At 69.2% G+C, this 12,637-nt stretch carries 14 protein-coding genes and 1 riboswitch; of the genes, 5 read left to right on the top strand and 9 right to left on the bottom strand.

All coding sequences use genetic code 11. The features are described from left to right. Positions 1-94: 94 nt before the first annotated feature. Complete coding sequence (locus ABH936_RS12340) at positions 95-1,048, bottom strand: hypothetical protein (protein ID WP_239304291.1); 954 nt, start codon at positions 1,046-1,048, stop codon at positions 95-97. Between ABH936_RS12340 and ABH936_RS12335 the strand changes: the two genes are divergently transcribed. After that, positions 1,025-1,789 carry an ABC transporter permease gene (locus ABH936_RS12335; RefSeq protein WP_404603383.1) on the top strand — a complete coding sequence of 255 codons (765 nt, stop codon included), beginning with the start codon at positions 1,025-1,027 and terminating at the stop codon, positions 1,787-1,789. The two genes, ABH936_RS12340 and ABH936_RS12335, sit on opposite strands and share 24 nt — an antisense overlap. Before the next feature lie 412 nt (positions 1,790-2,201). Here the strand turns inward: ABH936_RS12335 and ABH936_RS12330 are convergent, their stop codons facing one another. Together ABH936_RS12330 and ABH936_RS12325 are read right to left on the bottom strand one after the other, a co-directional pair. Continuing rightward, positions 2,202-2,381: a hypothetical protein gene (locus tag ABH936_RS12330; protein ID WP_404603382.1), complete on the bottom strand. Its 180-nt coding sequence runs from the start codon at positions 2,379-2,381 to the stop codon at positions 2,202-2,204. Positions 2,382-2,622: 241 nt separating this feature from the next. Next, positions 2,623-4,122 (bottom strand): UDP-N-acetylmuramoyl-L-alanyl-D-glutamate--2,6-diaminopimelate ligase, encoded by a 1,500-nt coding sequence (locus ABH936_RS12325; protein ID WP_404603381.1) that lies wholly within the window; start codon positions 4,120-4,122, stop codon positions 2,623-2,625. A gap of 463 nt (positions 4,123-4,585) precedes the next feature. Between ABH936_RS12325 and ABH936_RS12320 the strand changes: the two genes are divergently transcribed. Together ABH936_RS12320 and ABH936_RS12315 are read left to right on the top strand one after the other, a co-directional pair. After that, positions 4,586-4,888, top strand: a complete 303-nt coding sequence (locus tag ABH936_RS12320) for a hypothetical protein (protein ID WP_006947131.1) — start codon at positions 4,586-4,588, stop codon at positions 4,886-4,888. A 69-nt stretch (positions 4,889-4,957) separates the two neighbouring features. Next, the gene (locus ABH936_RS12315) at positions 4,958-5,635 is read left to right on the top strand and encodes a response regulator transcription factor (protein ID WP_404603380.1); all 678 of its coding nucleotides are present in this window, start codon (positions 4,958-4,960) and stop codon (positions 5,633-5,635) included. An 88-nt stretch (positions 5,636-5,723) separates the two neighbouring features. On the opposite strand, the gene ABH936_RS12310 is transcribed toward ABH936_RS12315, so the two are convergent. From ABH936_RS12310 to rpmG, 3 genes are all read right to left on the bottom strand, one after another. Continuing rightward, entirely contained in the window at positions 5,724-7,187 is a 1,464-nt protein-coding gene (locus tag ABH936_RS12310; protein ID WP_404603379.1) for a sensor histidine kinase, read from the bottom strand. Between the two features lie 50 nt (positions 7,188-7,237). Further along, positions 7,238-7,939, bottom strand: coding sequence for a phosphatase PAP2 family protein (locus tag ABH936_RS12305; RefSeq protein ID WP_404603378.1), 702 nt, complete (start codon positions 7,937-7,939; stop codon positions 7,238-7,240). A 220-nt stretch (positions 7,940-8,159) separates the two neighbouring features. Continuing rightward, the gene (gene rpmG, locus ABH936_RS12300; RefSeq protein WP_038566531.1) at positions 8,160-8,324 is read right to left on the bottom strand and encodes a 50S ribosomal protein L33; all 165 of its coding nucleotides are present in this window, start codon (positions 8,322-8,324) and stop codon (positions 8,160-8,162) included. 239 nt (positions 8,325-8,563) lie between these two features. Beyond that, positions 8,564-8,627, top strand: a riboswitch (guanidine-III (ykkC-III) riboswitch). Positions 8,628-8,641: 14 nt separating this feature from the next. Here rpmG and ABH936_RS12295 point away from each other — a divergent pair. Next, positions 8,642-8,956: a DMT family transporter gene (locus ABH936_RS12295; protein ID WP_404603418.1), complete on the top strand. Its 315-nt coding sequence runs from the start codon at positions 8,642-8,644 to the stop codon at positions 8,954-8,956. 269 nt (positions 8,957-9,225) lie between these two features. Here the strand turns inward: ABH936_RS12295 and ABH936_RS12290 are convergent, their stop codons facing one another. Continuing rightward, positions 9,226-10,293, bottom strand: a complete 1,068-nt coding sequence (locus ABH936_RS12290; RefSeq protein ID WP_404603377.1) for an enoyl-CoA hydratase/isomerase family protein — start codon at positions 10,291-10,293, stop codon at positions 9,226-9,228. Positions 10,294-10,639: 346 nt separating this feature from the next. Between ABH936_RS12290 and ABH936_RS12285 the strand changes: the two genes are divergently transcribed. Continuing rightward, complete coding sequence (locus ABH936_RS12285) at positions 10,640-11,554, top strand: glycerophosphodiester phosphodiesterase (protein ID WP_404603376.1); 915 nt, start codon at positions 10,640-10,642, stop codon at positions 11,552-11,554. A gap of 113 nt (positions 11,555-11,667) precedes the next feature. On the opposite strand, the gene ABH936_RS12280 is transcribed toward ABH936_RS12285, so the two are convergent. After that, positions 11,668-11,994, bottom strand: coding sequence for a hypothetical protein (locus ABH936_RS12280; RefSeq protein ID WP_404603375.1), 327 nt, complete (start codon positions 11,992-11,994; stop codon positions 11,668-11,670). Between the two features lie 177 nt (positions 11,995-12,171). Further along, on the bottom strand, positions 12,172-12,441 hold the full coding sequence (locus tag ABH936_RS12275; protein WP_404603374.1) for a hypothetical protein: 270 nt from the start codon (positions 12,439-12,441) through the stop codon (positions 12,172-12,174). Between the last annotated feature and the right edge of the window lie 196 nt (positions 12,442-12,637).

Here is a 12,637-nt window from a genome sequence, read left to right as displayed (position 1 = left end):
CGCAGCATATTCCTCGGGCAGGTGCGCATTTCTCATGCAGCTGACGCGGCAGCCGATGGTGCGGGCCTTGACGACGCGGTGGCCGGGCGTCGTGTCAGCTCGAGCAGCTGCTGCCGCCACCGCAACTCGAACCGCACGACGAGCCGCCGCCGCACGAACCCGAATTGCACGATCCTGCACTGCCGCAGCAGTTTCCGCCGCTGCACCAGGCGTCACCGGAACCGCCGGAATGGCCGGAGTGGGTGTCGTACGACCAGTCGGAGCTCGACGTACCCGGCGAGCACGTATACCCGTTCGTACTCGACGGCTCTGCGCCCGAACTCGCCCTCGCGTGACGCTGCATCTCCTCGTCGACGACGTGGTCGCTCAGCCCCCATCCCAGGGCCGCGGTGGCCGGGAACGCGATGAGCAGCGGCCGCGTCCCGTACAGGCCGACGGAGTAGCCGAGCCCGCCGCGCATCGGTGGCTGCGTGAGCCCCGCCGCAGGGCTCGGCACGCGCAACCGTATCTGCTCCAGGGCCGCAGCCCGGCCTGCGTGCGGCGCCCCTGCCGTGTGGTGCGCATAGCACGCACGAGGTTGTACGCCCCGAAAACACGTGAAGCCCAAGCCGACCAGCACGCCACCCACAGACTTTCCGGTGGCGGCGATGATCGCCATGGCGACCCCGAACAGGGTCATGAACGTCATCTTCAGGGCCTCGCCCTTGCCGCCTCTGCGCGGCGGATTGAGCAGGCCGCGGCGCACGGCGTCACGCTGCAGTTCGTCGAGTGCCGCACGCACGGCGGGGACGTTCTCGAGGCGTGGCGCGCGGCAACGGACGGCGTCGACGACCGCGCGCTGCAGGGGCGTGACGTCGGCGGGTGGGATCGTCCACGCCTCGAGGCGCCCGTACGCCGTCTGACGCAGATATCCCCGTTCGAGCAGATCCGCCGTCGCCGCCTGCAGCCGGGCGGTGCGCGACGGGCGAGGCCCCTGGCGTCGTGCGGTGTGCGCAGCGGCGCCGGCGTCGGTGAGAATGGCCGTATGACAACAGGGTTCGGCTGGCACGTCGTCGTCGCCATTGCATGTCTGCTGGTCATGATCCAGGTCGGCTACCGGGCTTCCGGCGTCAAGCTGACGCGGGCGTCGCTCGTCGCCGTTGCCCGTGCCTGTGTGCAGCTGACGCTCGCCGCCCTGCTCATCACGAGCGTCGTGCGCTACCTGTGGGCGTCGGTGCTCGCGGTTGCCGTCATGTTCATCGTGGCTGTGCTGACGACGACGAAGCGGTCGGGCGCGACAGACGTGCGGGCTCGGCTCGCTGCGACGCTCGCGATGGCGGCAGGGCTCGTGCCTGTCCTCGTCATCCTCACCGTCAGCGGTGTCGTGCCGATGAAGGGTGTGTCGATCATCCCGACGGCGGGCATCGTCATCGGCAACGTCATGAGCGTGCACACCCTCGTCTCGCGGCGCGCGTTCGACGGGCTGCGCGAGGAGAAGAACATGTATGAAGCGGGGCTGTCGATCGGCATGCTGCCCCGCGACGCGATCAGCGAAGTCATTGCGCGACGCCTCCCCGAGTCGCTCATCCCCGTGCTCGACCAGACACGCACAGCCGGCATGGTGACGCTGCCCGGCGCGTTCATCGGCGTCATGCTCGGCGGCGGATCGGCCGTGCAGGCGGCGACGGCGCAGGTCGTCGTCTCGACGTCGATCCTGGCTGCGCAGGCCGTCACGTCGGCCGTCGAACAGCGCATGATCTGCGCCCGGCGGTTGCTGACGTCCGAGCTGCGCGAGACGCTCATCGACTGACGGGATGCCCCATCGTCCGGCTGGCGGCTTCCGCCTCGACGGCTGGTAGGTGACGCGTGACGTCTGACGTCTGACGTTCGTCGGCCTCGCACCTGCCGTCGGTGCCGCCCCGGACGTGACGAAGCCCGCGTCACCTGTGGTGAGGTGATGCGGGCTTCGTCGTCGACCACTGCGAACAGTGGCGCTCGAAGGCTTTGGCCTTCGAAGCTGACGGCCAGGTAGGCCAAGATCTTTTATAGCAAGTCGATCGACGCCGTCCTGAGTCGGGGTAAGTCGACTCGCTCGTCTGACTGAGGCTGCGCGGGTGGCCGGTGCATCCGCGGCGGCTGCGTCACTGCGTGACGACGAGCCGTGTGCGACGGGCTGGTGACGGGAGGCGCGGAGCGACGTACCTGGCGACGAGCGGTCTGCGTCAGTGCGCGGCGACCATGCGGCCGTAGTAGCTGGGGATGCTCTCGTGGCGTTCGAGGCGCACGGGACGGTTGGCCTTGACGATCTGGGCGCCCCACGTGGCGAGGAAGCCGAAGAAGGCGACGACGCCGACGGTGCTGATCGTCATGAGGATCCAGAAGACGGTGTTGAGGTTGTCCATGGGAAACGCTCCTTCTACATCTGTAGTGCTGGTGTCTGATGTGAACACTACGCCTGTAGTAAGAGTGTGGCAAGCGGGGGTGGTGTCACCTCCGACACAATGGGTGCCCGCGCCCGCGCCCGCCGTCCCCTTCTGCGATTCGCGTCCACATAGGCGACCTGCGTCCCCTTCTGCGCTTTTCGGTCACCCGTGCACGCCGTTCGCAGAGGTGGACAGGAACCGCAGATGAGGACGGGGGGCCTCAGAGCTCGGCGAGCAGCTCGGTGACGACGGTGGTGTCGTGGAAGTCGACGTCGCCTCCGGGCAGGTGCTGCACGCGCTCGTGGCCCTTGCCCGCGACGACGACGATGTCGCCCGGGCGCGCCTGCGTCAGCGCCTGACGGATGGCGTCGCGGCGGTCGAGGACGATCGTCGTGTTCGACGGATCGGCGCCCGCCATCACCTCGTCGGCGATGGCCTGCGGATCCTCGTCGTACGTGTCGTCGTTCGTGATGATGTTGACGTCCGCGAGACGACTCGCCACCTCTCCCATCTTCGGGCGTTTCGCCGGGTCGCGCCGCCCCGCTGCGCCGTAGACGCAGATGACGCGCCTGCCTTCGCTGCGGAGGCCGCCGTCGGCGTGGTCGCGCCCCACGACGGCGCGCGCGACGTCGAGGACGAGTTCGAGGCCGACCTCGGTGTGGGCGTAGTCGACGACGACCTCGAAGCCCTTCGCGGTGGCCGCTGGCACGCGCTCGAAGCGGCCCGGCACCTGTGCCATGTGGGCGACGGCGTCGACGAGGGTGTCGAGCGGCATGCCCATCTCGAGCGCGATCGCGGACGCGCCCGCGACGTTGTGCACGTTGTAGTCACCGAGCAGCGGCATCTGCAGGTCGATGACACCGGGGGCGTCGCGTCCGTCGAGGAAGCGATCGGGCGTCGTCAGCGTGAACGCCGTGCCGCCAGCGCTGGGGTGAACATTCGTGATGCGGTAGTCGGCGTTCTCGCTCACGCCAAACCCGAGCGTGCCGGGCACCTCAACGACGATGCGCGCTCCGTAGGCGTCATCGACGTTCGTCAGCTTCGGCCCGTCGGTCCACTCGAAGAGGCGCCGCTTCGTCAGGAAGTAGTCCTCCATCGTGCCGTGCAGGTCGAGGTGGTCGCGGGTGAGGTTCGTGAACAACGCTGCGGCGTAACGGGTTCCGGCGACGCGATGGAGATGGATGCCGTGCGAGCTCGTCTCGAGGACGACGTGCTCGACGCCCGCGTCACGCATCCGCGCGAGGTTGCCCTGCACCTGCGGAGCCTCACCCGTCGTGCGGACGGCCGGCTCACGTTCACGCCCGACGACGATCTCGGCGGTCGTCAGCAGGCCCGTCTTCTCATCGCCGTACGCGGCGCTGAGGATGCCGTGCAGGACGTAGCTGCTCGTCGTCTTGCCGTTCGTGCCGGTGATGCCGTAGACGGTGACGTCGTGGCTCGGATGCCCGGCCGTCGCGGTGGCGAGGGCGGCGAGCGCGACGCGCGCGTCTGGCACGACGACGGTCGGCGCGCCCTCGACGTCACGTTCGGCGACGACGAGACTCGCCCCGTTCGCGAGAGCCTGCGGCACGAACGTCACACCGTCGACGGTGAATCCGGGGATCGCGACGAACGCGCCACCCGGCTTCGCGGCCCGAGAATCATGGGTGACGGCGTCGATGCCGTCGACGCTCTCGGGCACGCTCGCGCCCAGCATCTTCTCGAGTTCTGCGCGGCTCACATACACCCCGCGAGCCTAACAACGCGTGGCCGAACGCCCGTGGCGCCGCGCGGGGAACGGTGATGCCGTCTGGTGCGTCGCAGTGTGGACATGCTCGAGCGGTGGCTCGAGCGGCGACGCGAGGAGAGGCAGAGTGCAATGGGCGAGATGACTGGCACAAGGCCTCAGGAGGGCGCGGCAACCCACGGCCGAGAAGGGCGCTTCGGGCCGGAATCGGCGTCGTCAGCGCCGCCGCGGCGATCGTCGGCCCCTTCTTGATGCTCGCAGCCCGGTCATGACGACGAGTGCCGTGCTGACCTGCGCCGAACCCGACGGTGCGTGCGTTCGACGCCCGTACCCCTTTGCGTGCAAATGCACCCGAGTGCATTTGCACGCAAGGGGGATGAGGACGCACCGTTCGCCCCACAGCCGCGCCACAGGCGCGCACGAGGTGTCGCCTGGGTGTGACGCGCATCGTCGAGGCATGAACCTCGCCCCGCGCTCACGCTTCACCGACCTCGCTGTCGCCTGGGTCGCCGCCGTCGCCGCGATGCTGGCGCTGGGCACCGTCGTCGGGCAGCTGATCGGCGACGTATGGCCCGCGTCGGCCTGGGGGTCGCTCGCCTCGTCGACGCTGCTCCTCGCGCCCGTCGCACTCGCCATCGGCCTCGCCGGATGCTGGTGGCTGACGCGCCGTCGCGCAGCCGTCGAACCGCTCGAGGTGCTCGGCATCGGGCTCGTCGCGCTGCCCCTCATGCTCGCCGGGTGCTGCATCGTCACGTCCTGACGCATCGCGTCGGCTCACCGGTGTCGTGTAGACCTGGGGCATGACGATCGACGCGCGTGAGGAGGCGGCATGAGGGTTCTGCTGGTCGAGGACGAGAAGCACCTCGCCGACGCTGTCGCGAGCGGTCTGGGGCATGAGGGATTCGTCGTCGACGTCGCCGGTGACGGCATCACCGGCCAGTGGCTCGGCACGCAGAACCCGTACGACGTCATCGTCCTCGACATCATGCTGCCCGGCCGCAACGGTTACGACGTGCTCGCCGGGCTGCGCCGCGACGGGGTGTGGGCGCCCGTGCTCATGCTGACGGCGAAGGACGGCGACCTCGATCAGGTCGACGCGTTCGACCTCGGCGCCGACGATTACCTGACGAAGCCGTTCAGCTTTCCCGTGCTCGTGGCGCGGCTTCGGGCGCTCGCGCGACGCGGGGCGCCGGAGCGGCCGACGGTGCTCGACGTCGGCGGGCTGACGATCGACCCGGCGCGCCATGTCGTCATGCGTGGTGATGTCGAGATCTCCTTGACGGCAAAGGAATTCGCGCTGCTGCTCTACCTCGCGCGACGTGGCGGAGAACCCGCGTCGAAACCTGAGGTCCTCGACAACGTGTGGGGCGCCGACTTCGAGGGCAACGACAACGTCGTCGAGGTGTACGTCGGGTATCTGCGTCGCAAGATCGACGCGCCGTTCGGCACCGCCAGCCTCGAGACGGTGCGGGGTCACGGCTACAGGTTGGTTGAGGCGGCGGAGTGACGCTCGCCGAGCGGTGGGCGCCGCAGGGGTGACGCTGGGGCCAGGGGTGGACGCGGCGGGCCGCGTCAGGTCGGAGGGCGCATGAGGCTCAGCCCAGCGGCAACCGGAGTGTGAAGCGGCACCATCCGTCGGGTGATTCTTCGGCGACGAGCGTCCCGCCGTGGGCCTGAGCGATGGCCCGCGCGATGGCGAGCCCGAGGCCGCTGCCGCCGGCGTCGCGGCTGCGGGCGTCGTCGAGGCGGACGAAGCGGCCGAAGATCGCCTCACGATCGCCGGCGTCGAGGACGCTCCCGTCATTGTCGACGGTGAGAACGGCCGTTCCGCGTGCGTCGTCAGGGCGCTCGTTCACTCGGCCCGCCGCGTCCCTGTCCGTGGCCGGCTCGCGGCTTCCCGCATCCTCCACCCGCGTCGTGACGCGCACGGCACTCGTCGCGTGACGCAGTGCGTTGTCGACGAGGTTGCGCACGACCTGCGCGAGACGCTCGCCGTCAGCGACGACGCGCACGGGCGCGAGGTCCGCGCTTACTACGACCGGCTCGCCGTCACGGGTCGGGGAAGCGCTGCGGGCGCGCAGCACCTCGGTGTGGGCGACGTCGTCGAGATCGACGTCTCGAAGGGTGAGCGCGAGGGCGTCATCGTCGGCGCGCGCGAGGGCGAGCAGCGATTCGACGATGCCTTGCAGCCGCAGCGTCTCGGAGTGGATGACGCGCGTCGATTCGGACGGTTCGGGGTCGGTCTCGGTGAGCGTGCGGATCGTCGCGAGGGGGCTGCGCAGTTCGTGAGAGGCGTCGGAGATGAACGCGCGCTGGCTCGCGTCGGCGGCGTCAAGACGGTCGAGCATCGCGTTCATCGTGATGGCGAGCCGCTCGATCTCGTCGCCCGTCGCGGGCACCGTCACGCGTTCGGGACGGTGGGAGGAGCGGATGCGTTCGACGCCGAGACGGATGCGTTCGACGGGGGCGAGCGCGCGCCCGACGACACGGTGGATGCCCCAGCCGGTGACGACGAGCAGGCATCCCGCCGTCAGGGCGAGCAGGACGATCGTCGTGTCGACGATCGTGTCCTCGTGGTCGATCGGCGCGGCCGCCACGACCCAGCGCTCGGCGCCGGATCGCGTGTGCGCGCCGAGCGTCGCGACGACGTAGTGGTCGCGGTCGCCATCGAGGGTGATCTCCGTGCGACGCGTGCTCTCGTCGGGGCGGGCGAGGGGCGTCGAGGCGTGGGAATCATTGGTCGCGAGCAGCGCGCCCGAAGCGTCGAGCACCTGCACGACCTGGGTGTGGACGCCCGCGGCACGCAACGCTGCAGAGGCGTCATCCGTCGTGCTGAGTTCTTTCGCGACCTGCTGCGCCTCCGTCGTCGCGCTGTCGCCGGCGCTCGAGGTGAGGATCTGCCTCAGCCCGAACGTGAACGCCGCGAGCGCGATGGCGAGTGCGACGAGGGCCGCGACGACGAACGTCGCGACGACCCGCACGCGCAAGCCCCGCGCGCGGCGAGGGAGGTGATAATGCACCCCCTCACCGTATGCGGGGCCTGTGGGTGGGGTGGTCATCGATTCGTCCTCGACGTGCGGCGGGCTCGGCCGGATCGTGGGCGAGTTCGTCAGTGGCCGAACCGGCGCGCAACGAGCGGCGCGAGTGCTGCGCCGACGAACGCGAATCCGGTGACGAAGACGAGGGAGGCGGCGACGTCGCCGAGGAAGTGAGCGCCGAGGTAGAGACGCGACGCCGCGACGACGAGCGCGAACGGGATGCCGATGGCGAGGACGAGGCGCGTGGGTCGACCGAGCGAGCGAGCCGCGAAGAACGCCCCAGCGATGATGGCTGCGGCGAGCGCGGTGTGGCCGGACGGGAAGCTGTCGCGCGCCGTCTCGTGCACGAGGGCGTGCACCTGATCGGCCGGCGGGCGCGCGCGGGTGAAGACGAGCTTGAGCGACGACGTCGCGAGCCACAGGCCGGCCGTGCTCAGCGCGAAGATGACGGCTGCTCGACGGTGGCGCACGAAGAGCAGCGCCGCGACGGCGGCGACGAGCAGCGGGCCGACGATGGGGCCGATGACGACGTCGATGTCGTGCGCGAGGCTGACGAGCGGGCTGAGGCGGTCGTGCGAGAGAGCCGTGTCGAGGCCGAGCTCGCCCGTCGCGGCAGCACCTTCGCGGGTGACGACGGCGCCGAGGCCGAGCCCGCCGGCGACGAGCGTCGCGCCGGCTGCGCCGGCCTTGGCGGTGAGGTGGTGTGCAGCGGGGGCGCGGCGGGCGTCGGTGGTCGACGAGCGACGGGGGCGGGTGGCGACGACGGACGACATGGATGGCCTCTCTCGGCGAGCGAGCATCCACCGGGTGCTCGCCTGGGTGGTGAATGGTTAGACCTCATCACCGGGTGGCTGAGAAAGACCTAAGAGAGGGTGTTAGGGCGGGCCTCGGCCATGTGCAGGACCGGGTCCGCCGTTCGAGGAGCGGGGGCGCACGCATCAGCCGAGGAGCGAGGTTTCGCTCCTCGGCTGCCTGACGCGTGCTCCTGCGAGGTCAGCGGGCTTCGGCGAACTCGACGATGCGGCGCGCGATCGGGTCGTACTTGCGCAGCACGAGACGGTCGGACGTCGTGCGGCGGTTCTTGCGCGTCGTGTAGCTGTAGCCCGTGCCCGCGGTGGAGCGCAGGGTGATCTTCGGGCGGTTCGTCGTGCGGGTCATGATCTTCTCCTTCGTTCGACGGTGGGTTCAACATCCCTCTAGTGAGAATCATTCCCATATAGGCGGGCGTGGCGTTGGGGTACGTGGCAATCGCACGAGATGGCGGGTAACTCATGAGTAGGCGGGCAACTACGTTCCTACGTGTGAGTTACCCGCCATCCTGTGGAAGTTCGCTGCGGGTTGCCGGGACCCCCTGGACAGAGCGAAGCGACGGAGCACCGCTCGTGTGACAAGCTTGCACGAGCCCGTCGATGCGGGCCCGGACGAGGGAGCCGTACCCGGCAGTGCTACAAGACGGCCATCAGGAGTGGTCAGTGATGGCGTGGTTCGTGCTCGTGGTGTCCGGTGCGATGGAGGCCGTCTGGGCGACGGCGCTCGACAAGTCGGACGGGTTGAGTCGCCTCGGCCCGAGTGTTGTCTTCGCCCTCGGGTGCGCCCTGAGCATGGGTGGTCTGGGCTACGCGATGAAGACCCTCCCTGTCGGAACAGCCTACGCCGTGTGGGTCGGCATCGGAGCCGTGCTCACCGTCGCCTACGCGATGATGACGGGCGCCGAGTCCGTCTCGATCGTCAAGATCTGCCTCCTGCTCGGCATCATTGGGTGCGTGATCGGACTCAAGCTCGTCCACTGACACGGGCGTGCGTCCGAGCGCTGGCGGACGTCGTCAAGATGGCGGGTAACTCACGAGTAGGCGGGAAGTTGCGCGCCTACGTGTGAGTTGCCCGCCATCCTGCGCGAGCACCGGGATGCGACGCGCTCGTGACCATGAGGACTGTCTTCACCCGGGGCGTCGGCGCAATGGCCGTTGAATGTGGACAAGAATCGCAGATGAGTACACGCCAGTCCCCAGGCGAGGCCCCGGCGACGCGATGAGTGCCCCACCGGCGTTCCGCCAAAGGGTCAGCCCTCGAACAGGCGCGCGACGTCGGCGTCGCTGACCGCGTCGAACGAGGCCTGCGACCACATCGGCTGGCGATCCTTGTCGACGAGTTGCGCGCGCACACCTTCGACGAAGTCGCCGTGTTCGATGAGGCCGCGCGCGAGCACCATGTCCTGGGCGAGCACCTCGTGCACCGAGTCCATGCCCGCTGCGCGCCGCATCGCCTCGGCCGTCGCGGCGACAGACAACGGTGAACGCTGAGTCAGCAGGTCGGCCGCCTCACGTGCGGCCTCGACGTCGGACGCGCGCAGCGTCTCGAGCACCTCGGACGGCGCGCGCAGGTGCTCGCCGGAGCCGAAGGCCTCGTCGATCCAAGCCCGCTGCGCACCGAGAGGTGCATTGCCAGCGGCATCGAACGACGCGAGCCGGGCGACGGCTGCGTCAGCGTCAGCACCCTCGGCGAGACGCTCGATAACCGTTGCCCACGAGTCGGATTCGATGACGACGTCACTCAGCCCGACGTAGCAGGCGTCGGCGCCACCAACCGTCGTGCCTGTCAGTGCGAGGTAGGCGCCCGTGCCGCCCGGCGCGCGCGAGAGAAGGTAGAGCGCGCCCACGTCGGGGAAGAATCCGATGATCGTCTCGGGCATCGCGACCTTCGTGCGCTCCGTCGCGACGCGCAGCCCGGCGAACGCCGAGATGCCGACGCCGCCACCCATGACGATGCCGTCTTGATGGCTGACGATGAGCTTCGGGTAGTCGGCGATGAGCGCGTTCATGCGGTACTCGTCGCGGAAGAACTCGAACGCGCGCTCGCCGTCGCCGTCGACGAACGCTTCACGGACGCTGCGCACGTCACCGCCCGCGCACAGGCCGCGCTCGCCGGCGCCCTCGATCGTGACGGCGGTGACGGAGTCGTCGTCGCGCCACTGCTCCAGCGCGGCGCTCACGGCATTGACCATGTCGGTCGTGAGCGCGTTGATGGCCTTCGGCCTGTTGAGCAGGATGCGTGCAAGTGAACCGCGACGGGCGACGAGGACGTCCGGCGTCGCGGTCTCGGTGAAATCGTCGGTCGTCGTGTCGGGCATGCGCGCCTCCTCGGGCGGGTGCGGCCAGTGCGGCTGGTGATCCCGGTCACCATAACCTCCACGCCCGACAACCCCGCCATTTCGCGGAAAGGGAGGGAGCGCCGAGCGTGTTGGCCCGTACGAGACGCACCCCCACCCGTCGGAATCGCCAGATCGCTGACCGTTGCCGGCCGACGCGAGAGGCGCGCGCCGCGGACTGGGCGCCTGCGATGAACCGCGAGGAGCGGTGGCCCGCCCGCGAGGTGCGTTCACGAATGAGAGCCACGCGCCGAGGCCGTTGCGTCCGTAGTGGACGCGTGCCGTGCCATTAACCCGCTATTCATGAGCGGGGGGTAGAGATGTGGCGGTGAGTTCGTCGAAGTCTCGTCTTGCCGTCCCGCGCCCGACCAAGGCGCTCGCTGCTGGCTACCGCGCCGCGCGCCCGGCGGTGGAGCCGCTCGATCTGCCGACGCTGTCCGGCGAGCGCCCGCAGGTGGTGGCGCACCGCGGCGCGTCGCACCAAGAACCTGAGCACACACTCGAGGCGTACGAACGCGCCATCCGCGTCGGTGCCGACGCGCTCGAGTGTGACGTCCGCCTGACCGCTGACGGTCATCTCGTCTGCGTGCACGATCGCACGGCGAAGCGGACGTCGAACGGGCGCGGCGCGATCTCGAACCTGGAGCTTGCAAAGCTCGAGGGCCTCGACTGGGGGTCGTGGAAGGCGCGTCTCGAATCTGACGACACCGACGACGACCGGGAGATCGCCGACCGCAGCGGCTCGCACCTGCTCACGTTCAAGGAGTTGCTGCGCACGACGCTCGACGCCGGGCGCCGCGTCGACCTCGCCGTCGAGACGAAGCACCCGTCGAAGCACACGGGGCGCGTCGAGAAGGAACTGGCGCGGGTGCTCGCCGAATTCGGCCTCGACACGCCGGACTCGTCGCGCTGCAACGTCCGCGTCATGTCGTTCTCGCTGCCGGCCGTCTCCCGCATGACGACGCTGACGCCGCCGGTGCCGCTCGCCTGGCTCATGGAGGGTGTCGTGCCACAGCGCATCCGCGGTGGGCAGCTGCCGCCCGGTATCTCGATCGCGGCGATGAGCGTCGGCATGCTGCGCCGCAACCCCGGCCTCGTCGCCGAACAGCACGCACGCGGACACGAGGTGCACGTGTGGACGGTCGACGACCCCGACGACATCCAACGCTGCCTGCGCAACGGTGTCGACGCCATCATCACCAACAAGCCCAAGAAGGTGCTCAAAGCTCGAGAGGCGTTCTGAGGCTGACGCCTCTGCGACGACCACGGCCGTCTGACGATCGCCGCGGCGCCCGGGGCTCTCCTTGCGCAGACGGCAGCTTCGGCGCAGATTCGGAGTCTGGGGCGTCGGGGGAGTCAATCGCGCAGGGCCAAGTACGCGTCCGCGATGAGCCGGACTTCTTCGACGCTGAACGGGACGCTGACGTACCCGTCGTCGATGGTCACACCCATGTCACGCTGTGCCGCTCGAATGAAGAAACGTATGGCGGAGTCGCCTTCGACTTTTGTCCACCCGGCAACGAGCGGGCTGGCGGACAGTGCGGCATGGCTCATGAAGAGCGGGATGACGGTTTGCTCGTTGACCCTCGCGATCAGCAAGTCGTTGTCATCGCGGGCTGCGGTGACGAGGAGGCTGGTCAGAGTGGCGAGGGTGGCGGGCTGGTTGAAGGGTGCACCGTTCACGGCACTGTTCCTTGTCTCGAGGGGTGGAGTGCTGGGTGTGAGTGAGTCTGTCTGCCGCCACCGACAACGTGGGCAGCAGTAAGAGGCAAGCGGTCTGTGTGTTGCCCGGGATCTGTGGTTCGAAATGGCTGCGAGGGGCGCGGCGACAATCGTGATGCACGGATGGCGCGCGCATCGTCAGGCAGCGGCGAGTTCGCGCATCGATGTCAGGTGGAACCCCTGGCACATCGCGCAGCCGTAGATGCGGCTCTCGCGACGATGGGTGTCGTGACCGGCCAGTTCGGCGAAGTGGCGGGCTGTCGCGGCGCTGTGCAGGGCGCTGACGGCGGCGGCGTGATCGCGGTAGCGGATCTTGCCGCTGTCGCAGCTGCGGTCGGGATGCTTCTTCGCGAAGTGCCGTGGGGCACGGCGGGTGGTGCGGATGTGGGACGGGGTGCGGCGGCTCATCGTCAGCTCTCCTTCGTTCGGTGCGGGTGGTGGGTCGTGTCTCCACCATCAGTCCCCGACGCGGAACAGTGGAACCAGCAACGCGATAAGACCTCTTATCGCGCACCTCATATGCAAGCTAGCTCAGCCCCGTAGAGTCAGTGCCGAGGGGCGACCGCAGCCGCCGCACCGGTCAGCTGTCGCCACCAGCCCCCCG

Origin of the sequence: Dermacoccus sp. GAS27A, from assembly GCF_044909235.1 — a bacterium.
GTDB lineage: Bacteria > Actinomycetota > Actinomycetes > Actinomycetales > Dermatophilaceae > Dermacoccus > Dermacoccus nishinomiyaensis.
The sequence above is the reverse complement of the archived record's forward strand: the minus strand, read 5'-3'. Positions and strand labels throughout refer to the sequence as shown.

What these genes read in the sequence shown, in the direction of transcription:
- ABH936_RS12315 (WP_404603380.1), top strand. Translation starts at nt 4,958, where the DNA reads ATGAGGGTTCTGCTGGTCGAGGACGAGAAGCACCTCGCCGACGCTGTC.
- ABH936_RS12330 (WP_404603382.1), bottom strand. Translation starts at nt 2,381, where the DNA reads ATGGACAACCTCAACACCGTCTTCTGGATCCTCATGACGATCAGCACC.
- ABH936_RS12335 (WP_404603383.1), top strand. Translation starts at nt 1,025, where the DNA reads ATGACAACAGGGTTCGGCTGGCACGTCGTCGTCGCCATTGCATGTCTG.
- rpmG (WP_038566531.1), bottom strand. Translation starts at nt 8,324, where the DNA reads ATGACCCGCACGACGAACCGCCCGAAGATCACCCTGCGCTCCACCGCG.
- ABH936_RS12305 (WP_404603378.1), bottom strand. Translation starts at nt 7,939, where the DNA reads ATGTCGTCCGTCGTCGCCACCCGCCCCCGTCGCTCGTCGACCACCGAC.
- ABH936_RS12320 (WP_006947131.1), top strand. Translation starts at nt 4,586, where the DNA reads ATGAACCTCGCCCCGCGCTCACGCTTCACCGACCTCGCTGTCGCCTGG.
- ABH936_RS12290 (WP_404603377.1), bottom strand. Translation starts at nt 10,293, where the DNA reads ATGCCCGACACGACGACCGACGATTTCACCGAGACCGCGACGCCGGAC.
- ABH936_RS12310 (WP_404603379.1), bottom strand. Translation starts at nt 7,187, where the DNA reads ATGACCACCCCACCCACAGGCCCCGCATACGGTGAGGGGGTGCATTAT.
- ABH936_RS12275 (WP_404603374.1), bottom strand. Translation starts at nt 12,441, where the DNA reads ATGAGCCGCCGCACCCCGTCCCACATCCGCACCACCCGCCGTGCCCCA.
- ABH936_RS12295 (WP_404603418.1), top strand. Translation starts at nt 8,642, where the DNA reads ATGGCGTGGTTCGTGCTCGTGGTGTCCGGTGCGATGGAGGCCGTCTGG.